Consider the following 19,229-nt stretch of genomic DNA (forward strand, 5'->3'; position numbering starts at 1 on the left):
CGACCGGGTTCTTCTGGTGGTTACTTTCGAACGGCCCGGATATGGCCATTGCAATCATCAGATCCCTTCGCACTATTGGCTCACAGGCCGGCAACCTACCGTTCGAACTCACGCCGTCGGGTCCGATGACTATCGCGTTCGATATCGTTAAAAAGGCATTTAAAGGACTGAGCTGGGTTCACCCGATCGACAACTTGGGAATCGTGCTTGTTTCTGCAGCGGTGGTGGTGGCGATGGCGGTGGTGGCCGCGAATGTTTTGATTGCCTTAGTCACAGCATGGGTAATGACCTACGCTGGAGTATTCATCCTTGGATTTGGCGGTGGGCGCTGGACGTCGGACATGGCGATCAGTTATTTCAAGGCCATGCTCGGAATCGCGCTCGAGTTGATGACGGTGACATTGCTCGTTGCGATAGCCATCAGTGTCATTGACGGCTTTTACCAGAGAGTCGACGGATCGTCGGTTTATGAGTTACTGCTTGTCTTAAGTGTCTGCGTGGTCCTGGCTCTGCTGATCGACAAGATCCCTCCGCGCGTCGCAGCACTCGCCGGAGGGGGCTCTGGTGCTGGAGTTAGCGCGGGCTCAATTATGAGTGGCGCTGCAATGGCCGCTGCCGCCGCAGCGACAGGCGGTGCAGCCATCGCTGCGGGGGCTGCCAGCGCGGCTGGTGGTTTGCAGGCATTGACTGCTGCCTTTTCGAAGGCCCAAGCTGCCGAGGACGCGGGAGGCGGCACTGAAGCGATGATGAACGCTGCGGGCGCTGCCGGTGAGAGCAATGCTGGCAGCGAAACCAATTCAGGCGCATCGCTGGCATCCGCTATGGGAGATGACGCTGGCGGGGCTGCACCGTCGGCCGGCGCGACAAGTAATGCCAGTGGCGGTGACACCTCTCCGTCAGCGAACGCAAAGATGGATTCAGAAGGCTCTGGTCAAACCACGAGTTCGAGTGCTGAGATGCGGTCAGCGGCCGCCCCCGGGAACCAAGCATCGACATCGGCATCGGGAACATCTTCGAGTGGTAAGGCGGGCTCTACAACTGGAAAGGTCGCCAGGGTGGCGGGGCGTACAGTTGCCAACCTCGCTGCCGGCGCCTGGGACGTCGCCAAGTCCAAGGCAAACGATGTGCGCGAGTCCGCAGCCGAACGCGTGGCCGATACCACTGGAGGAAAGATTGCGGCAGCGATCAAAGCAAGGGGTGCTGTAGAGAGCAAGCCAGCATCGAGCCGCTTTGACGGTGATAGCCTCTCCGCAGGCAAGCAGCCGGTCGACGCAGATGCCGAAGTCGCCGCCTTCCGCGACCGCGAGAGCGACCCGAACGAACATGACTGAATCCTTTCCAGTAAGGTGACAACATGCCGATGGATCTTCCGCCGCAGCTGCAAGAGCGCATCACTTGCTCAATTGCGGCTGCCGTTCAGTACGGCATCCCTGCGAACATTATGCTGGCTGTTGCTGAAAAGGAGGGCGGTAAAGCAGGGCAGTGGGTGCGTAATGCCAACGGTACGCACGATGTCGGTCCACTTCAGTTCAACACAGCTTATCTCCGCCAGCTATCGAAATATGGCATTGCGCCTGGCGACGTGGCAGCTGCTGGTTGTTACCCCTATGAACTGGCAGCGTGGCGCCTCCGTATGCACATCAAGCAGGACACCGGGGATCTTTGGAGACGCTGCTCCAATTATCATTCTCGGAATGCTCAGTTGAACGAGATCTACCGGGTGGACTTGGTCCAACGATCGAAGCTGTGGGCGGAATGGATCGAATCTCGATTTACTGTTCGCGGTTATGTAGAGGAAAATACTTCTTTGCTGTACAGCGATCAGAAGCACCCACGCGAACATTCCGTGCGAGTGCCTTTGCGTCAGGCATATTCACACAGCGTTATCAAGGTACTATATCAACCACGCGCCATTGCTAATCACCCGCGACGTTAGTTCATTTTAGTGCCGCCTGGAGTCGGTTGGGCTCGCCAGTCGATTCCGCTCCACCAAAACGTCAGCATGGTGGGGATCCTCGATTCTGTCAGAGGGAGGTGACTTGATCGCACCTGAGAGTGTGGATTGTCGGCTCAGCGGCGCAAGCAGTTGCGGGACTCGGTGCCGGTTTTTTTTGCCTTCAGCCTCGGCAGAATGAGCCCCGCCGCTAGGCCGAAAGGTCCGGAAATCATCAGCAAGGTTTGCCAGCGCAGGAACGCATAGTACTCAGCTTCGGTATGCTTCCGATGAGTCTTGCCGGTATAGGTGCCGGTATATGTGCCGTTATTGCCCGGCTTGATTGGTGCGTCGGGATACGTGGCGATTCCATAGGCGAAAACCAGTAGGAACCAAGCGAGGACGGCCATCAGAATGCAGCGAACTATTTTCATGAGGTTTCCCATTCATTTCGGGCTGCCGCCAGGCACCGTGCATCCGCACCGAGTACCCCTTCATTCCCATCCCGCAATGCATCGCCATGCAACTGCATCAAAAAAAGATTGCGGCAGCCGCCATCGTGTCTGTTCAGCAGGTGTCGCAGCAATGCACTTTGGGCGCAACTAGTTCGTCCAGTGCAGCGTGGCAAGCCGAGGATGAACTGCGATCAAGATCCGCCATTTTCGCACCCAGAGAAGGCCATAGCAATACCGCGATTAAATAAGCGGACGTATGCGTGCGTCCCTGCCGCCGACCGCTGCACGCAGGAACCCATGCTGCTCCGGGAGCAAGAACGCACCTAGTTTGCCGGCCCGGTCACCCCCGGTGTCAAGCCACCGTCGCGCCGACGATGGCCGAAACTGGCCCATCCGGATTAGCTCCCGGGCAGCGCGCCAGCACGATTCGTCGTCCTAACGCAGCTCGGTCAACGTTTGACAACTTCCCTTCCTGTTTTGATAGAGGCGATAGTTTGGCGGAGTCGGTCAGGAGTTGATAGATGGCGCGGCTGGACGCTTACAAAGTAAAAGCTAGCGAGTTAGAATCACGTCCGTATATCGTCTGGCTACAATCCCACATTATCGAAAAAAGGGATGGCGGTATGGCGAAGGTAATCAGTCAGTTCTTCTCAGATTTGGGGTATCCCCTTCGGAACATGCGTTGGTCGTGGGGCGCGCGTAACGGAAACTCTATATTGCTGCGTACCTGGAACGACGAATATGCATTCAAAGAGCGCAAGCTGAGAGTCCTGGATATTGAAGACGCCGATAAGCGGTTCGATTCGTTTGGCCTGGACGAGCGCATCGTTCAACTTAAGGCCCTATGGGATGGAAACGTCGCCGGATACACCGTTATTGCAACGGCAAAGGACAATAACGCTCGTCCGCGCGAAATAATTGCGTACAGGGACGATGTTGTATTCGCGCTCTCCCGGCTTGAACAAAATTCCAACGGGGATATCGTTGCAATCGTCGGTGACACTGTTCGCCTCGCCGGATTAGCACTGCACGCACAGACTCACCGGCCTGCGCGGGCGCAAGGCGACTTCCCCGTAGGCGACGAGCAGCGCTCAGGGCTGTCCACTGACTCGTACAAGGAGAAGATTCCCGCTATCCGCGCTTGGCTCATTGAAGTTTGCCGCGCCCGAGGGACCGTGACGTATTCCGACGTCATGAACCGCTTTGCGCTGACCTTCTACCCTTTGCGCAATGCAATGAGTCGTCTCGGTCACGAGTGCAAAAACGCTAAGGAACCCATTATCACGGCGCTCATCGTCGATAAGGATACCCGGCGCTGTTCCCAGGGGCTATTCGACGAGTTCCACATTGATGACGATGTACTGGAGCGGGAGCGGTGCTACGCTCACTGGGCGCCCACAGTCGCAGACGCATCGCCCGCTGTAGTTGCCCCTTTACTGAGCAGCCTCCTAGGCAAACCCAACGATGAGTTTGAACAGCGCGCGGCACGATTCACACAGGTGCAGACACGCCCGGAGCAAGGTGCGTTCCGAGACACTGTGTTCCGAGCTTGTGGTGGCCAGTGTGTCGTGAGCGGATGCACTGTCCCGGAGGCTTTGGAAGCTGCTCACTTGCTTGGCCGCGATTGGCGCCGGGGGCATAATCGCGCGGCCGATGGCATTTTGCTTCGCCGGGACTTGCACAACTTGTACGACCGTGGACTGTTGCGGATTAGTGATGCTGGCCAAGTGGAGTTGTCAGATGAGGTGCTTGCTTACTACGGCGCATTCAATGGAGTGATTGTGACCGTAGACGACCGGGTCAGCGCATGACCAGATAACGCGTCGAAACGTAGAAGGTGATCTGCGAAGTGTCACGTTATGCCAGAGCTAAATCTAATTTTCCACCTACGAGATATTCTAAGAGGCCAGCATGTCGCGCACTGGCTTTCCCGGCAGGCCGCGTTCGGCCCATGCCCGCCAGGCGATGATTTCACGATCACAGCAGTCTTTCATGAACACACCGGTCACGACCTCACCGTTGTCGCAGGCAAACTCGAACTCGTCCGAACACCAGCGCCGGTTCGGCTCGGCCACGCCAACGACGCCGTCATACACGCGGCTGCTGACGCGGCGACAACAACAGGCTGTGCTCCTTCATGACCCGATAAAAGCGCTTATGGTTGATCGCCTGCAGGCCCATCAACGCCCGAGTGCGATTGACTAGCGCGCCGGCCCTGCGGTACCCGTAGGTTGGCAGCGCCGTGATCTCGGCCCGCACGCGTTGACCAGGATGACGTCGGCGGGCTGGTGGAACGTCTGGGTGGTCCGGCCGTCAACCCAGTCGGTCGGGCGCGTCGCCATCACGCACACATTCGAGCGCGCCACGCCCAGAGCCGAACAGACCGCTTTCACTGGCCGTCGTTGCCCAACAAGGGCGAGCGCGCAATCCACTTTTTTTCCGAGCGAACTCGACTGCCTCGTTCAGAATTTCCGCTTCCATCGTCTTCTTGCCCAGCATCCGTTGCAGCTGGGTGATCTGTGCGCGGGCGGCAGCCCGTTCGCTGGAGGGCACCACCGATTCGCCGGCGGTGACGGCCATCAGCGCGTCTTCGCGTTCCAGCTTGCGCCATTTGAACAGCTGACTGGCGCCGACTCCGTGCTTGCGGGCGACCAGCGATAGGCACATGCCCGGTTCGTACGTCTCGCGTAGAATCGCGGCCTTTTCCTCGGCGGACCAGCGCCAGCGGCGCTCCTCGCTCACTGTAACCACTTCGATTGTTTGCTTGTTCCTAGTCATATGCACAGTCCTATTCCTATCCGTAAGAATAACGCATGGGCTGTGTCCGGTGAATCAAGGGCTATCTCACGGTGTATGCTCAAGGAAGCAAAGGGAAGATACGATCAATTCTTTGACGAGTTTCGCCAGGTTCGCGGATGGTGGACAGCAGGTGCTGACAAAATGCTCGAGGAGGCTTACCGACAGGGGGCTGCGGCCGTGCCACGCCCGCCAGTGCAACTACGGTGGCACTTCATGGAACCATTGAGCTATCGCTATTTCTCTAAAATTATCAAGGCCGCATATCCCGATATTGATGTGTTATATCAACCATGAAATCCACACCCGCACTTGAGCTGTTTTTCCGCCGCGAACGATCCACATTGATCGATGTCGAAAGTCAGATGGCGGAGTTATTCGAGTTTTCACGCACTGCCGGCGAATTCTCCCCCTTGCTTCAACGGTGGTTGCTTTCCTCTGACAAGAGCAAAGAGGACGCGTCGAGGTACGAGGCATTCGATGCAAACGGGCCAACTTCCGCAGCCCTGGCGGTACTGCGCGAAAAAAGCAGGGGCGTGAATGACATCCGCTCGATGTCTCTCTGGAATGGCGCGGAGGCCGATGCTGAGAACGCCACCCTTTCCTCTCGCACGAACGTTATGGGGCGGCCCGACACGGTGGAATTCGCCTTGAGAGTGACACCATCCGTTATTGACTGGAAAACCCCGGTCGAGTGGCTGCAAAAAGCAATATCCATCTGGCATCCAAGCGTTGCCACATTTGGGCCGTATTGGTACAGCGACCACAAGGTCTTTGAGGACCGGCCAGGCGCAAGCTGGATGCTCTATCTTCAACTTGTACTGACCGCTCAGCAAGTCCCCGAGGCTCGTGCGCTGGTACCGGTGATGGGCAAGAACAATAAAGGTAATGAAAAACAATTCGGCACCATTATTGTCAGCGTCACCGACGGGCAGTTCTCCGATGAGAACCCGGAACACATCAAGATCGCCAACGCGATTGAGACGCGGCTGGTCGACCAGGACTTATTGCCCCGATATACCGACCTCTGACATCTGAAGCTGAGCGATAACGTAATCTGGACAGTGGACCTGGACGCATCCCCTGAGGATGCGCCGAAGCTGGCCGGACAAGAGAAGGCATGGCTTATGCGCAAGGCGTTGTATCGGCAATGCCATGCCAGCAAAATTCTTGACGATCAACTTTATGTCACAGCATGTGCGCGGCCACACAGGTTAGAGAATCCACGCGAGCATATTTTGCAAATGCCAACATACCGAATTAGCGACGTGATTTGGTCGAGATAGTCTCTTTCGACCTTGGCGATAAGCCGGATATCTTTCCGTGCTTCTCCACATGCGGCGCCCCGGTTGTTGAATACGAGATGCTGATCTGATCATCGCGTTGAAGCGTCGTCACGGCTTGCTTTTTGTCATCAGGAAGCAGGCCCAGCATCAACAAATCATGAATCACACAATTGCCTGCCGCCGTATCGAGCTGGCCCAGGAAGTACGTGGTTTTCAGCAGAACAGGGCCAGTGTAGATCCCACGCAATTCATCAGCGCCGGTCACTGCATAGCCTTTTTTCTCCAGTTCAGCCGTCAATTGCTGTTGTTCCCGTTCGCGCTGTTTCAACGGGTGCACCAGGCGCTTGATAACCCAATCTTTTGCATCGGGCGCCACCGCGAACTGGATGTTCCGCTCGATCACGGCCTGCAATTTTGCCTCTGTAAATTCAGCGGAATTGTCGTAGATATAGACATTGTCTGCGACCTCTGCTGCGCGAGGCAGCAACGCCAAGGTACGTTCGTAACGTTCGCGCACCTTGTCCGGCGCGACGTAGTGCCCGGTGGTCGTGCCGGTCTCGTATCGGAACTTCACCCTATCCACATTGGTTTCAGGATTGTCGGTGGTGATAAAAGTCAGGAAGAGGCGGTAACCTTGCTCTTTCAGCATCAGCATCTCGTTGATGCGTGAGGGATGGGACATGACTGTCTCGAACGCGAACGGCAGCTTGCTGGCGATCGCTTCTGCGCGGGCCTGGATGGCTGCCGCCTGTGCAGCTTCATCCCGGGCATTTTGATCGGCGAAATTCCCCTTCAGGTCTTTTGCGACCTGGTCCGGATTAATGAAACGTGCCGGCACCGGGTAGACGCCGCTAACGGTCGCCAGGCCGGTCTGCTTGATCTCTTCGATCACCGAGGTTTTTCCAGAGCCATTGGGGCCGGCAAACACCATGACGTGAAGATCAAGTGGTTGGGAAGCTTGAGTTGAGGACATAATAAAAGCGTGGGCAGTGCCGCGCTCTCAAGTATGTGGAGCTACTTGCTCGTCGCCAGGCGCTTGCTGACGGCGCTGGCCAGGTCCGACGTGACGGCCTTTGACGCATCGCGCTTCGGCGCATTTTCCGTGCGAAGTTTGATGTCGGCGAGCGTTTTACCCATGTTGCCGATGATCGCCCTGTCCCATTCGGCAACAGTTGCCCCGAGAAACGGAGCGTCCCCCTTTAATACGGTAGGCGAATCAAACCTGCGAGGTCCGCGAATCTTGAGTGTCATGATGGTCTCCCTTCAATTGACGTGTGCATTTCATTATAGTCCAGGTTCTCAGGCACCGGCCCGGCCCTTACCACCTGACCGGTGCTGACGATTACGCAATGGCAGCCGCACGCTTGCGCTTCGGCTTGAGCGCCACCGCCTCTTCCTGCGCCGGCGTGAGGGCAACCTCCTGTTCCTGCACCGCAGCCTGGCGGTGCCTGTCCACGATATCGTTTATGGCCGAGCGTACCTGGCGTTCGACGCCGGCCATGCCCAGCGAACTCCTGGTGGCCAGGTCGTTAAAGTCGGTGAACTGCTTCATCCGGTCAAGCGCACCGGTCTGATCTTCGCTCAGGGTATTCAAACCGTTCCTGTGCTGGCGGAATGCGCTGACGGTCACCGGCTCCACACCCGCTGGAAAGCCGTTCTCGCCAGGCGCGAAGATCGGCAGCAGCACCTTGCCGCCGACCAGGCTTGCCGCTTCCTCCGCCCTGGTGCGGCCAGGGTTGGCGCCCTGAGTGGCTGCGAGGTGGCGGTCGTCGTCGCCGGCGATGATGACAGGCTTGTCCGGGAACTTGTCGTGCAGCGCCCGCGCCACTTGCGCCAGGTTGCCCGCGTCGAAAGCCGACACCGTCGCAAAACCCAGTGCCTGCTTGAGCGTTGCTGCCGTGGCGTAGCCCTCGGCGATCACCAGGGCAGGAGCGGCAGCCAGCTGCTCAATGCCGCCGACGGCGTGGAAGCAGCCGTCCTTCCTGCTGTCTTTTGCAAAGCGCTTGGTGCCGTCCTCCTGGATGTACTGCATGCTCCACTGCTTGCCATCGGCATCGACCGCCGGCACGTAAGTCTTCTTGCCGTCCTTGTCGGTCAGCGCCCCCGCGTGCGGCACGATGCCCTTGGCCTGCATGTACGACGTCGGCTCGGTGACCGGCACGAGCTTCTGTACCTGTTTGACGACGCGGGCGGCCGCGTGTTCCTGGCGGCGCGCCACTTCGGCCTCGCGCTGCTGCTGTTTCGATGCGGCCTGCGCCGCCAGCAGCGCCTTCTGCGCCGGATCTGCCACGTAGCCCTTGGCCTTCCACGACACTTCTTCGCCGGTCTTGTTGTTCTTGACGTAGCCGGCCGGATGCCCGTCCAGGTGACCCACGTAGAAGCCGGCGCCGGCATTCTGCGAAAACTTCTCGCCCTCCACGCTGATCCGGTGCTTGTCGCCGTCCATCACCGGGTGCTGGCCGCTGACGACGCAGCCGACCGACCGCAGCGCTTCGGCAAATTCTTCTCGCGGCGTCATCGCCGGCGCCTGCTGCACGGGGACATTCTCCGGCTTCCATTTCTCCAGCTTGGGCAGATCGGCGTCTGGCCCGGCAAACCAAGATTTGGCGGAACGGTCCCATTGCGCGCCCGCCGCCTTGGCCTGGGCGCGGTCGTCAAACGGCACCGCCAGGTACTGGCGCTGGGCCATGGGCGGGTCGAGCGAGTCGGGCGCGTTCGCAGCGGTTGCCGATGGCGCCTGTAGCCCGGCGGCGGGCTGCTCGCGTTCCTGTGGCGCCCACCTGGCAAACGGCGCGGGATCGAGGCCGCCAGGCACGAACCACGACTGCTCCTGCCGGTCCCATTTCGCGCCCAGCGCCTTGGCTTCGTCCTTCTGCTTGTAGGGCACGTCGATGAGCATCCTGCCTGCCGCCGCATCAGTGTCCAACTGCGCCTGGTGTACCTTTTTTTCCTGTTCGGCCGCGATCCGGCGTTGCAGGTCCTCGTCCTGCGTGACGGCCACGAAGTCGCTGTTCTTGCGCAGCTCGCGGGCGGCGGCGATGTCTTCCTCGGTGCTGTCAGGATCGCGGCGCACGCGCTCTTCGTTGATGCGCGCAAGCTTGGCTGCCGCTTCGTGCTCGTTCAGCGTCGAATGCGCGTCGAGTAGCGACAGGCGCTCCGCGACTGCGTTGGCGGCCTGCTCGCTGGCGTAGCTGCCCACCATGGTGTGCCTGCCGTCACCGTGTTCCGTGAACACGCCCCAGCCCTCCGGCTCCGCACCCTTGGGCAGGATGGTAGTGAATGACGGCTGGCCATCGACCATCTCGGTACCAAAACCTTCGACGCGTATTCCTCCGCTCCAGTCCTGCGGCAGCGAGAATCCGAGCACGGTTTCCGACTCGTGGACCAGCGACTCGCCTTCGTCGGCGCCCGCGCTGTTGCCGGCGCGCTGCCGGAGCAGGTCCTTGCGCGCGGCGGCGAGCGGCGAATCAAGCAGGCGCTGGCCGGCCGCCTCGCGCGCTTCGGCAATTTTCAGTGGCAGCTCCGTGCCGGCATCGGGCAGGGCGTGGCGCTGCCAGAATGGATTGTCGCCGGTCGGCGGCGCCATGTCAGACAGGACCGCGCTGATCTTTTCCAGCTGGGCATCGCTGGCAACGTCCATCGCGCGCAGCAGCGTGCGTTGTTCCAGCCGCGCCAGCACCCAGGCTTCGGCGCGCTGCGCCAGCGATTCCTGGTCGGCGCCATCGCGTGGCATTCCCATGTCAACCTCCGTGCGGTTTTGCGCGACCGCCACTACCTTTTGCTGCGCGCGTTCTGCATACTGCTGGCCGTTTTGCAGTGCTTCGTCCTGCACCATCTTTTTCTCCAGCCCCATCACGTAGCTCTGGATTTTCTCGGCGTCGCTCGCGGCGCGGAAGATCTCCAGCGGATCCTCGCGCAGCACCCTGATCCACGAATCGACGTAGGCTGCGTGCTGCTTCGGATCGTGGCCGATGCCGATTTCGTCGCCCATGATCATGCTGGCGATTTCGGCCCGCAGCTCCTCGCGGGCGTAGCCTTCGCTGCCGAAAGGGTGTACCAGGTCGCGGTCCAGCCGCGAGGCATGGCCGCTCCAGTGACCCAGTTCATGCAGCGCTGTCGCATAGTAGTTGTCGGCGGTGGGGAACTGCTCCTTGCCCGGCAGGTGGATGGTGTCGGTGGCGGGGCGGTAGAAGGCGCTGTCCTGCTGCCCGTGGCGCAGGTCGGCGCCGCTGGCTTGCAGGATTTTTTCTGCGCGTTCGACAGGATTCCAGTTCTGCGCCTTGCGCTCCATCGGCGGCAGGCCGTCGATCTGCCCGGCGTTGAACACGGTCGCAAAGAACACGCGGGGGCGTTCGAGCTGCACGGTTTCCTTGACCGGTTGGCCGCGCGCATCGAAGATCGGCTTGCCGTTGGTGTCGGTCTGGATCTGGTCCTCGGTGAATTTCCAGTACTGGATTGCCGTGCCTTTCTCGCCCTTGCGCACCTGCGCATCGAGCGATTCGGCCTGCTTGTAGGTCATCCAGCGCTGGTCCTCGCGGCCTTCGCTCATCAGGTGCAGGGCGTTGATGCCCTTGTAGCGGCTTCCCGTAACGGGATTGACCGGCAGACGCGATGACGCCTCGCCGGGCTGCCATGGCTTCTGCCATGGCGCGGTGCCTTCGCGCAGCTGCTCGATCAGCTTTTCCGCGACCTTGTCGGGGAATGATTGCTTTTCGCTGTCCATGTCTTGTCCTCCTTGATCATGCGGCCGGCGCTAGGCTTGCGCATTGAGCGCGCTGTCGAAGGCGTCGGCCTCCGACAGTGCGTCTTCGCGGAAGGCGCCAGCCACCTCGGCTTCTTCCGGCGAAAACTCCGCCGTGAAGCCCGGGGTGAGCGCGTCATGCAGCTTCGATACGGCGAGGTGCTGATGCGCCAGGTTGAAATCCAGGCCGACTTCTTCTGCCTCGTCTCGTGGGAACGGGATAACGGTTGCTGTTGTGTGTTCGTTCACGTCGTTCTCCTTGGGGTAAAGCCTGCCGGCTCAGTGATGTTGGGCGGGCCGGGCAGGCGGGGGATGGATTGGGCGCTCATCGTGCCGGACCAGGACCGGCACGATCACGGCCTCGATCTGCGCGCGGTTGACCGGCCCGATGTAGCGCCCGTCGAACGAGGTGCTGCTGACGTCCGACATCAGCAGCACCTCGGAATTGCCGATGACGAAATGCGTGGCCTGGTAGCGCGGCATGGGCCGGCCGGCTGCGTCCTGCCGCAGCGGCGCGCTCAGTGGCAGCAACGCGCCGTTGACGGCCACGCCGGCGTCGCTGATATCGACCACGTCTTCCTTGAGGGCCACCACCTTCTTCATCATGAACCCGTAGCCGCCGGGGCAGAAGCCGGCGGGCAGGTAATCGCGGCGCAGCGCCTCGGCGACCACGCCCACCTGCGGAGGGCACAGCACCACGTACGCGCCGCGCTCCACCGGCCGGTCGCTGGTCCAGTACAGCCCCACCGGGATGCTCTTGCTGGTGTTCACGCGCGCGCCGGCCAGGTAGCACAGCACCCCGGCAGCCAGCACCACGCTGCCCGCGATGGGCGCCGCCAGCGCCGCCATGCGCAAAATCTTCTTCATAGCCGGATCTCCCGCTTGTTGTGTGGCGTCACCACGCGCAGCACGTCGCTGTGTTCCGGCTCCGGCACCGCTGCGCGGGCGCTGAAGATGCGGTCCTTGAAGTACAGCGGCTGGCGCCCGTAAATGGCGGGAAAACCGGCCACGTACACCACCATGTCACCGGGAGCGACGATCAGCTCTCCTTCCTTGGTGGGGCCGGGCATGCGCAGGCACTCGTCGGGCGTGAGCAGCGGGCGCTGGACTTCCTGGATGGTGCGCGACACCTGGCCGTGCAGGGCACTGGTGCGCTTGCCGCTGGTTGTGATTTGCTCCTTGGCCACCGTGGTGGTGCCGGTCAGCTTGGACAGGTGCTCTGCCGTCTCGATGCGGTTGGGCGGGTAGGCGTTCTGCACGTGGCAGTTCGACGTGATCGTCTCGTCCGGGCCGTAGCCGGTTTCACGGCTCTTGAGCTGGTTGATGTCCTGGCAGATCAGGTACAGCTTGATGCCGTAGGCGGCAATAAAAGCGAGCGACTCCTGCAGGATCTCCAGCCGGCCAAGGCTGGGGAATTCATCGATCATGCCCAGCAGCCGGTACTTGTAGCCGCGCTTGGCGCGCACGAACGATCTTGGCTCGATTTTTCTACCTGCTTTGGCCAGCCACGTCTGCCACCGCGGTGCATCGGCGATCGCGCGCTCGAATTCGAGCTTGTCGGCCAGCAGCCGCACCACCATGTTAACCATTACCCGCACCAGTGGACGCAGCCGCGCCTTGTCGTTGGGCTGGGTGACGATGTACAGGCTTACCGGCCGGTCGTGGTTCATCAGGTCGCGGATGCGGAAGTTGGAGACGCCGACGTTTTTCGCCACCACCGGGTCGCGGTACAGGGCGAGGTAGGACTTCGCCGTGGACAGCACCGACCCGGCTTCTTCTTCCGGGCGATCCATCATGTCGCGCGCGGCGGCGCTCACCACCGGGTGCGGCTGGCCATCGACGTGGCCATAAGTGACCATTTCCATCCAGAGTTCGGCCACGCTGCGATCCGGGTTGGCCAGCAGGTGATCGACGTGGGGCAGGGAAGCGGGCGTGCCCTCGTTGCGGCGCTTGTGCAGCGCGTGCAGGATCACGCCGACAAGGAGCGCCTGGCTGGTTTTCTGCCAGTGCGTCTCGAGTCCCTTGCCGTCCGGGTCCACGACCAGCGTGGCCAGGTTTTGCACGTCGCCCACCTCGTACGAGGTGCCGATGCGGATCTCGTCGAGCGGGTTGAAAAACACTTCGCAGTCGGGCGCCGCCGGCTCGAAGCGCAGCACCTTGTTACGCGCGTGCTTCTGGCGCCAGCCGGCGGTCATTGCCCACAGCTCGCCTTTGAGGTCGGTGATGACGGCGCTCTCGGGCCACGACAGCAGCGTGGGCACGACCAGGCCGACGCCCTTGCCCGAGCGCGTGGGCGCGTAGGTCAGCACGTGTTCCGGGCCGTTGTGGCGCAAGTAGTGCAGGGCGCCGCCCTTGTCGAGCCATGCGCCCACGTACACGCCGGCATGAGGCTTCGACAGCGTGCCACGCAGGCGATCAAAAAGTGAATGCCGCGCAGGCAGCAGGCCGGCCTGCTCGATATCGACCTTGTTGGCCCACCGCGCCGAACCATGCAGGAATTCGTTCACCCTGGACGTATTGGCCATCACCATCTTGGCAACGGCCAGGATGAGCAGGCCAAGGCTGGCGATCGAGATGCCCGCGCCGCCGGCGCGCCGAAAAGCATCCGGGTACTGCTGGTACCATTTTGCCGCCCACTGCACGATCGCCCACGGCGGATAGATGTCGTGGAAATGCGCACCGAGCGACGGCTGGTAGTGCATGTCGCGTGCGAAGAGCTGGGTGGCCGCGTGCAGCGCGGCGTAGAGCGTGAAGGCAGCGAGCACCGGCACCAGCTTGCCGGACTTCGTGCGTCCCGTGCGCACCTGCGGTCCTACCGCGTTGTTGAAACGGTCTTTCATCTGCTCCGTCCTTTCCTCTTGACCGTGCCTGCGGCCGTGACGGTGATCGTGTGGCCACGCGGCAGGCGCTTGAGACGCTGCGCCGCGGCGTCGTCCACGGGCAGCACCGCGATGCCGTCGCCAAGCCGCAGCAGGGCCAGCGCCTGGGCATCGATGCGGCGCAGACCGACGAACTCGGCAGAGGTATCTTCGCTAAAAGTGTAGAGCTTGTGCTTCGGTATATCGAACCCATTGATGCGCTTTTGTTCTCGCTCAATGACGTATTTCTCGGCTGCACTTAGCTGGTGGGTTTTTGATGAGGTGTGGATATTTTTTGTAGAGACTGGTGATAGGCCTGCTTCCTTTTCGGCTTCGCGCTCAGGCTGGGGGGCGTTGGTCTTCTGGTTGGCCCCGGTGCCTGCCGACGAAGATGGCGCATGCACCCGCACGCGATCGGCGCTGTTTTCCAAGTGCGCGTCGGTTGGTGCCGCCGGCTTGTTTGCCTCGCGCTCCTCGACGCGATGCGGATCGGCGGCCGTCGCTTTGTCCACTTCCAGCTTGCCAAGCCGGGACAGCGGCAGCAGCCGGCCCTGGCTCGCTGGCGGTGGCGCCGTTCCAGCGCTGGCCACCAGCGGCTTGCCGCCGGCGGGCTGGCCGGCGCGCTTTACATGTGCAGCGCGTCTTCCTGGCCAATGAAGATGCCGTCGCACGCCGTGAGCTGGTTCGGTTCCCGGCTTGCCCACGTGATCAGGTACATCACCCGGCAGTAGCATTTCAGTTCGCTCGGGGACGTGAACCACACCGAGTTCGGACAGCCCTCGCAGATGGTGGCGGGCTGAGGCCGGCGGCGTGGTTCCAGGGTTTCCAGCGTGTGGCTGGGCGCCGTGGGAATGCTGCTGCTGTTGTTCTCCGGCTGGCGGTTTTGCGCTTGCGCCGCCTGCTGCGCGGCTTGCGGCTGCTGCACGGCTGCCATGGCGGCCTCGATCAGGTTGTCGTCCTGTTCCTGCGTGTTGGTTCGTGTCGTTGCCATGATGATTCCCCTTCCTGGTGGTTGATTGCGCCAGCAACTGGCGGCGCCGTTCCAGCGCGTCGTCGTCGAAGCTGACGGAAAGATGGGCGGCAGCGGCCGCCCGTGCGATGTGCTCCCTGAACTGGTCCGAACCGGTCACCGAAATGCGGCTGCCGTAGCGCGCCATTGCCAGGCGCAGCGCAGCTTCGAGTTCTGCCTGGCTGGCGCCACGCGCGACATCGAGCCTGGCGCCATCGTCGCGGACCACGCTGGCGCCGAACCGGTAGATCAAGGTTCCCTTCTTGGTCACGCTGTCGCGCCGGGCGCCTGAGAATGGCTCCTGGCGCGCGCCTGTGCCGCGCAGCGTGTCGCCATGGTGGGAAGGGGCCTTCCTGCGTGCGCGGAGCGCCTGCAGCGCCTCCTGGTCGCCTGCCTGGGCTTCCTGCCGCAGCCAGTCGGCCCACGCCAGCCGCCGGTATTTGTCGTGGATCTGCTGGCGCTCCTTGAAGTATTGCCGGTTGACCGCTGCGATCTCTTCGCGCAGCACCTTGCTCGTGGCTGCGTACATGAGTTTCTTGCCGGTGCGCGAAGCGCGAACCAGCTCGATGGCGGCGCGCTTGAGGCGCCCGGTGCGTTTGGCTGCTTCGATGAGGCGCTGCTTGCGCGCGGCGGCCTTGCGCCACTCGACCGCTTTCGTCACCATCTCCAGGTGCTGTGAGCTCTTGTAGCGCGCGAAGAGGGCGGTGGTGTCCGCGTTCGTTGTGGTGGGCTGTTTGCTGTAGCGCTTTCCGGGCCGCTGGGCCGATGTTGTGTGTGGCGACGGCTGGAAGCTGCCCAACCGGCTCTCCAGTTTTTCTTTTGAAAATTCCCGGGCGACGGAACTGGCCTTCACCGATATGCCGTCTTCGCTGCTGATGACGAAGCCATTCCCGCGCGCCTGCAGGTGGAGGCCATGCTCTTCCAGCGTATGGTGTAGTTGCGTCCAGGTGCGCGCTTCCCTGATCTGGTCCGCGCACTCCCGCCTGATCCAGCCAAGCAGGCTCTCGACTGCCGCGTGCTGCTCCATGTCCGTCGCGCGGTTCTCGCCGGCGGTTTTGCCCGGCGTGTGATTGTCGCGCTGCAAGCCGAATGCCTTTTCCAGCCGGTCGCACAGCTTGGCGAAGGTGTGGTACGCGTTGTACGGCTCGTGCACGGTCAGGCGGGCAGGGTGGACCTTGTTGATGGCGATGTGCATGTGCAGGTTGTCGGTGTCGTGGTGGACGACGCTGATGCGCTGGTGTTCGCCGAAGCCGAGGCCGTCGCATATTTTCTGTTCGATTGCTTTCAGTATTTCGGGCGCCGGGCTTTCACCTTCCCGGAAGCTGACAATCAGGTGGTAAGTTTTGTCCGCGTGCGAGCGCGTGTTTTGCTGTTGCGTGATGGTCACCTCGAGCGCCGCGTTCTGTATCTCCACCGAATGGCAGTTGGTGATAAGCACCTCGCCGACGCGCACGCCTTTGCCTTGGGCGCCGGTGAGGTATCGAACCAGGCCGATAAAACTGCTTTTTTTCGCAGACTTCATGGCAACGTGCTTGATGATCATGTTGGTCTCCGCGCATTTCAGCGGCTAAAGATCTTGCTGCCCGGTGCCACTCAGCACCACCTGCTGCATCACTTCGTGGATCGTGTCTTGGGTGTCACCGATCTTGCCGAGCAGGGCGCGGATGGTGGCTTCGCCAAAAGCTTCTGTTCTCTCGTCGTTGGTCAGCCAGAGCTTGAGCAGCCCGCCGAGCCGTCCCAGGTCGCCATTGATGCGTACAAGCTCCTCGACGCGCCTGTGGTCGAGCATCCCCCTCACGCGATAGCCGAGCCCCACTCTGAGCAAATACGACGACACGCTCAGGTTTGCGTTTGCGGCCAGTACCAGCAGCTGGTTGCGTTGCTCCGGCAGGCAATACACCTTGATCGGCGGCGTGCCCCGTTTGGTTTGTTCAGCCATGGGTTGTCCTTGAATTTGGCGGCGGCAGCCGCCTGGCCTCGCAGAGCAGGATTCCGTTGAGCACGAAGTGCGAATAAGGAGTGTGTTGTGGGAACGCAGCCGCCGGCTGTGGGCCCACAACACCTATCCTGCCCGGCTCTGCGCGCCGGTTACCCCACGAAAGAGTACGGTAGCGAAGCCGGACGCATGCCGATTTGATCAAGGATTGAGCGGGTAACGGACCGGTATATCGAAAAATTGACAGTGGCCGACCTATACTGGAACAGCGCCACGGCGGCACCATCCCAGAACATTTCACGCAGGCGAAAAACAGCCATGAAGAGGCTCCACAACGAATCGCTGGACGAGTGGGCATCGCGATGCACATCAAGCAGGAGCGAGAAGAATCTTGTAGCGCTGCTCGCCGTGCGCGACGATATCCAGGCCGGGCTGGACGCGGGCTATGCCGTACGCACGGTCTGGCGCTACCTGCACGAAAACGGCCAGGTGCCCTGCAAGTACGATGCATTTCTCAGTTTTGTGCACCGCTATATACGCAGCGCCCGCGCGGCCAAGGCTAAAAAAGCGCCGCCAGTACCTGCACGGAATTTTTCCGCTGCGGTGCCGAAGCCGGCAATGCAAAAAGACTCGTCGAATGAAATACGCGGCTTCACATTCAACCCGGTACCAAGGAAGGAGGATTTAATATAATGGCCAAGATCCACATGCTGCTGCAAGGGAAGGGCGGGGTAGGCAAGTCGGTTGCCGCCGCGTTCCTGGCGCAGTACAAGCTCGAGCGCGGACATGCGCTCACCTGCATCGATACCGACCCCGTCAACGCAACCTTCAACGGCTACAAGGCGCTGGGCGTCCAGCTCCTGCAAATCATGGAAGGCGACGAGATCAACCCGCGCAGTTTCGACACGCTCATCGAGATGATCGCCGCTGCGCATGGCGATGTGGTGATCGACAACGGCGCCAGCGCGTTTGTTCCGCTGTCCCACTTTGTGATCAGTAACCAGGTGCCGACACTGCTGGGCGGAATGGGCCATCAGCTTATCATTCATACCGTCGTAACAGGCGGGCAGGCGCTGCTTGATACCGTGAGCGGATTTGCCCAGCTCCTCGGCCAGTTCCGCGAGGACGAGGCTCAGTTCATCGTTTGGCTCAATCCGTTCTGGGGAGGCATCGAACAGGAAGGGAAGCCGTTCGAACAGATGAGAGCGTATTCGGCGTACAAGGAGCGTGTGTCGGCCATCGTACAGCTTCCCGATTTGAAGAAGGAGACCTATGGCAGAGACTTGGCCGAGATGCTCCAGGCGCGACTGACCTTTGACGAAGCGCTGGTGCAGGAGACGCTGACGATCATGACCAGGCAGCGGCTCAAGATCATCAAGGGGCAGGTGTGTGGGCAGTTGGACAAGGCGGCGGTGCTGTGATGAATGCTGACGATAAAATTGAACAACTGATCCGTGAGATCGCGAGCAAGCATGGGATTGCTGTCGCGCGCGATGATCCGATACTGGTGCTGCAAACGATCAATCACCGGTTGTTGCAGGACAGCGTAGCTGCGCAGCAGGCGATGCTTGACCAGTATAAACAGGAGTTGGAGGGAATCGGCAATCGGTGGGGAATGGATGCTCGGGAGAAGGCGGAGCGGGTGTTGAATGCGGCGCTGGAATCCAGCACGGAGCTGATGACTTTGTTGGCGCAGGCGTCGGCTAAGGCGGCGTCTGCAGCGATCGAAGACAAAATGAAGGTTCTCATGTTATGGGCTGACGCTGCTGCTGCCCGTGCTTATCGGGCAGCTTTCTTAAACCTGGGCGCGGCTTGTCTTACGGTGTGCGCAGTTGTGCTGGTATTGCTTCTTCGTTGACGGAGGCAGTTTTCGATCGGCAATAACAAATCCGGAATAAAGAATCTGAGGACCTATGCTTGTTAAATCGGATCCATAATTAATTGTGCCCGTGGCTCGGGTCCAAGGCCGCTAAATCCTCGTCGGGCCCACGTTATCGTCGAAGTTGAATGAGACTTTCTTAAAAAAGTCGCGTTGCCCATGAATAGTCACCAATTCCCACAATGGATACTTGGGTTGACGAATCTCTTCGTTGCGAACTACCATCCATGATCGCGCAGGCGAGCTGGGGACCAGCTCCTCCTTTTTTCGCTGTAGATGCGGAGCGCAGTGGGCGGTTGAATATGCCTGCTTGCGGCTTGGCGGTGAACTGCCAGG

Annotated in this window: 20 protein-coding genes; 8 read left to right on the forward strand and 12 right to left on the reverse strand. The window is 60.9% G+C overall.

Going from position 1 to position 19,229, the window contains the following annotated elements; all coding sequences use genetic code 11:
- The coding region (trbL, locus tag DUPY_RS17965; RefSeq protein WP_070249764.1) for a P-type conjugative transfer protein TrbL at positions 1–1,331 on the forward strand (1,331 nt) is incomplete at its 5' end.
- Between the two features lie 23 nt (positions 1,332–1,354).
- Entirely contained in the window at positions 1,355–1,936 is a 582-nt protein-coding gene (locus tag DUPY_RS27305) for a lysozyme family protein (RefSeq protein WP_084640779.1), read from the forward strand.
- A 134-nt stretch (positions 1,937–2,070) separates the two neighbouring features.
- On the opposite strand, the gene DUPY_RS17970 is transcribed toward DUPY_RS27305, so the two are convergent.
- Positions 2,071–2,367, reverse strand: coding sequence for a hypothetical protein (locus DUPY_RS17970; protein ID WP_141749596.1), 297 nt, complete (start codon positions 2,365–2,367; stop codon positions 2,071–2,073).
- Between the two features lie 542 nt (positions 2,368–2,909).
- On the opposite strand from DUPY_RS17970, the gene DUPY_RS17975 reads away from it, so the two are divergent.
- Positions 2,910–4,199, forward strand: a complete 1,290-nt coding sequence (locus DUPY_RS17975; protein ID WP_070249766.1) for an HNH endonuclease — start codon at positions 2,910–2,912, stop codon at positions 4,197–4,199.
- A gap of 87 nt (positions 4,200–4,286) precedes the next feature.
- Here the strand turns inward: DUPY_RS17975 and DUPY_RS17980 are convergent, their stop codons facing one another.
- The 3 genes from DUPY_RS17980 to DUPY_RS17985 all read right to left on the reverse strand — a co-directional run bounded on the left by DUPY_RS17980 (position 4,287) and on the right by DUPY_RS17985 (position 5,166).
- Positions 4,287–4,484, reverse strand: a complete 198-nt coding sequence (locus tag DUPY_RS17980; protein ID WP_070249767.1) for a hypothetical protein — start codon at positions 4,482–4,484, stop codon at positions 4,287–4,289.
- 105 nt (positions 4,485–4,589) lie between these two features.
- Positions 4,590–4,781 (reverse strand): hypothetical protein, encoded by a 192-nt coding sequence (locus DUPY_RS29360; protein ID WP_503826035.1) that lies wholly within the window; start codon positions 4,779–4,781, stop codon positions 4,590–4,592.
- Complete coding sequence (locus DUPY_RS17985) at positions 4,702–5,166, reverse strand: transposase (protein ID WP_084640781.1); 465 nt, start codon at positions 5,164–5,166, stop codon at positions 4,702–4,704. Before DUPY_RS17985 ends, DUPY_RS29360 begins: the two co-directional genes overlap by 80 nt.
- 75 nt (positions 5,167–5,241) lie before the next feature.
- Between DUPY_RS17985 and DUPY_RS27315 the strand changes: the two genes are divergently transcribed.
- Positions 5,242–5,481: a Tox-REase-5 domain-containing protein gene (locus tag DUPY_RS27315; protein WP_229255415.1), complete on the forward strand. Its 240-nt coding sequence runs from the start codon at positions 5,242–5,244 to the stop codon at positions 5,479–5,481.
- Positions 5,478–6,215, forward strand: a complete 738-nt coding sequence (locus DUPY_RS17990) for an immunity 52 family protein (protein WP_070249768.1) — start codon at positions 5,478–5,480, stop codon at positions 6,213–6,215. Before DUPY_RS27315 ends, DUPY_RS17990 begins: the two co-directional genes overlap by 4 nt.
- Before the next feature lie 229 nt (positions 6,216–6,444).
- On the opposite strand, the gene DUPY_RS17995 is transcribed toward DUPY_RS17990, so the two are convergent.
- The 8 genes from DUPY_RS17995 to traJ form a co-directional block, all read right to left on the reverse strand.
- Positions 6,445–7,443 carry an ATPase gene (locus DUPY_RS17995; RefSeq protein WP_084640783.1) on the reverse strand — a complete coding sequence of 333 codons (999 nt, stop codon included), beginning with the start codon at positions 7,441–7,443 and terminating at the stop codon, positions 6,445–6,447.
- A 41-nt stretch (positions 7,444–7,484) separates the two neighbouring features.
- The gene (locus tag DUPY_RS28005) at positions 7,485–7,721 is read right to left on the reverse strand and encodes a hypothetical protein (RefSeq protein WP_141749597.1); all 237 of its coding nucleotides are present in this window, start codon (positions 7,719–7,721) and stop codon (positions 7,485–7,487) included.
- A 91-nt stretch (positions 7,722–7,812) separates the two neighbouring features.
- Positions 7,813–11,193: a zincin-like metallopeptidase domain-containing protein gene (locus tag DUPY_RS18000; RefSeq protein WP_070249770.1), complete on the reverse strand. Its 3,381-nt coding sequence runs from the start codon at positions 11,191–11,193 to the stop codon at positions 7,813–7,815.
- Between the two features lie 30 nt (positions 11,194–11,223).
- On the reverse strand, positions 11,224–11,460 hold the full coding sequence (locus tag DUPY_RS29270) for a hypothetical protein (RefSeq protein ID WP_070249771.1): 237 nt from the start codon (positions 11,458–11,460) through the stop codon (positions 11,224–11,226).
- A 30-nt stretch (positions 11,461–11,490) separates the two neighbouring features.
- Positions 11,491–12,078: a conjugative transfer signal peptidase TraF gene (traF, locus tag DUPY_RS18010; protein ID WP_070249772.1), complete on the reverse strand. Its 588-nt coding sequence runs from the start codon at positions 12,076–12,078 to the stop codon at positions 11,491–11,493.
- Positions 12,075–14,051 (reverse strand): type IV secretory system conjugative DNA transfer family protein, encoded by a 1,977-nt coding sequence (locus DUPY_RS18015; protein WP_070249773.1) that lies wholly within the window; start codon positions 14,049–14,051, stop codon positions 12,075–12,077. The genes traF and DUPY_RS18015 overlap by 4 nt, the downstream gene beginning before the upstream one ends.
- Positions 14,048–16,621 carry a TraI/MobA(P) family conjugative relaxase gene (gene traI, locus DUPY_RS18020; protein WP_070249774.1) on the reverse strand — a complete coding sequence of 858 codons (2,574 nt, stop codon included), beginning with the start codon at positions 16,619–16,621 and terminating at the stop codon, positions 14,048–14,050. The genes DUPY_RS18015 and traI overlap by 4 nt, the downstream gene beginning before the upstream one ends.
- Positions 16,622–16,645: 24 nt before the next feature.
- Positions 16,646–17,017: a conjugal transfer transcriptional regulator TraJ gene (traJ, locus tag DUPY_RS18025; protein ID WP_070249775.1), complete on the reverse strand. Its 372-nt coding sequence runs from the start codon at positions 17,015–17,017 to the stop codon at positions 16,646–16,648.
- A 315-nt stretch (positions 17,018–17,332) separates the two neighbouring features.
- On the opposite strand from traJ, the gene DUPY_RS18030 reads away from it, so the two are divergent.
- Genes DUPY_RS18030 through traM form a run of 3 tightly spaced genes read left to right on the forward strand, consistent with a single transcriptional unit; the run spans position 17,333 to position 18,872 of the window.
- Entirely contained in the window at positions 17,333–17,707 is a 375-nt protein-coding gene (locus DUPY_RS18030) for a TraK family protein (RefSeq protein WP_070249776.1), read from the forward strand.
- Entirely contained in the window at positions 17,707–18,435 is a 729-nt protein-coding gene (locus DUPY_RS18035) for a PRK13886 family protein (RefSeq protein ID WP_070249777.1), read from the forward strand. The genes DUPY_RS18030 and DUPY_RS18035 overlap by 1 nt, the downstream gene beginning before the upstream one ends.
- A complete protein-coding gene (gene traM / locus DUPY_RS18040) occupies positions 18,435–18,872 on the forward strand; it encodes a conjugal transfer transcriptional regulator TraM (protein WP_070249778.1) in 438 nt (145 codons plus the stop codon). Before DUPY_RS18035 ends, traM begins: the two co-directional genes overlap by 1 nt.
- The last annotated feature ends 357 nt before the right edge of the window (positions 18,873–19,229 follow it).

The organism is Duganella phyllosphaerae, assembly GCF_001758785.1.
Classification (GTDB): domain Bacteria; phylum Pseudomonadota; class Gammaproteobacteria; order Burkholderiales; family Burkholderiaceae_D; genus Rugamonas; species Rugamonas phyllosphaerae.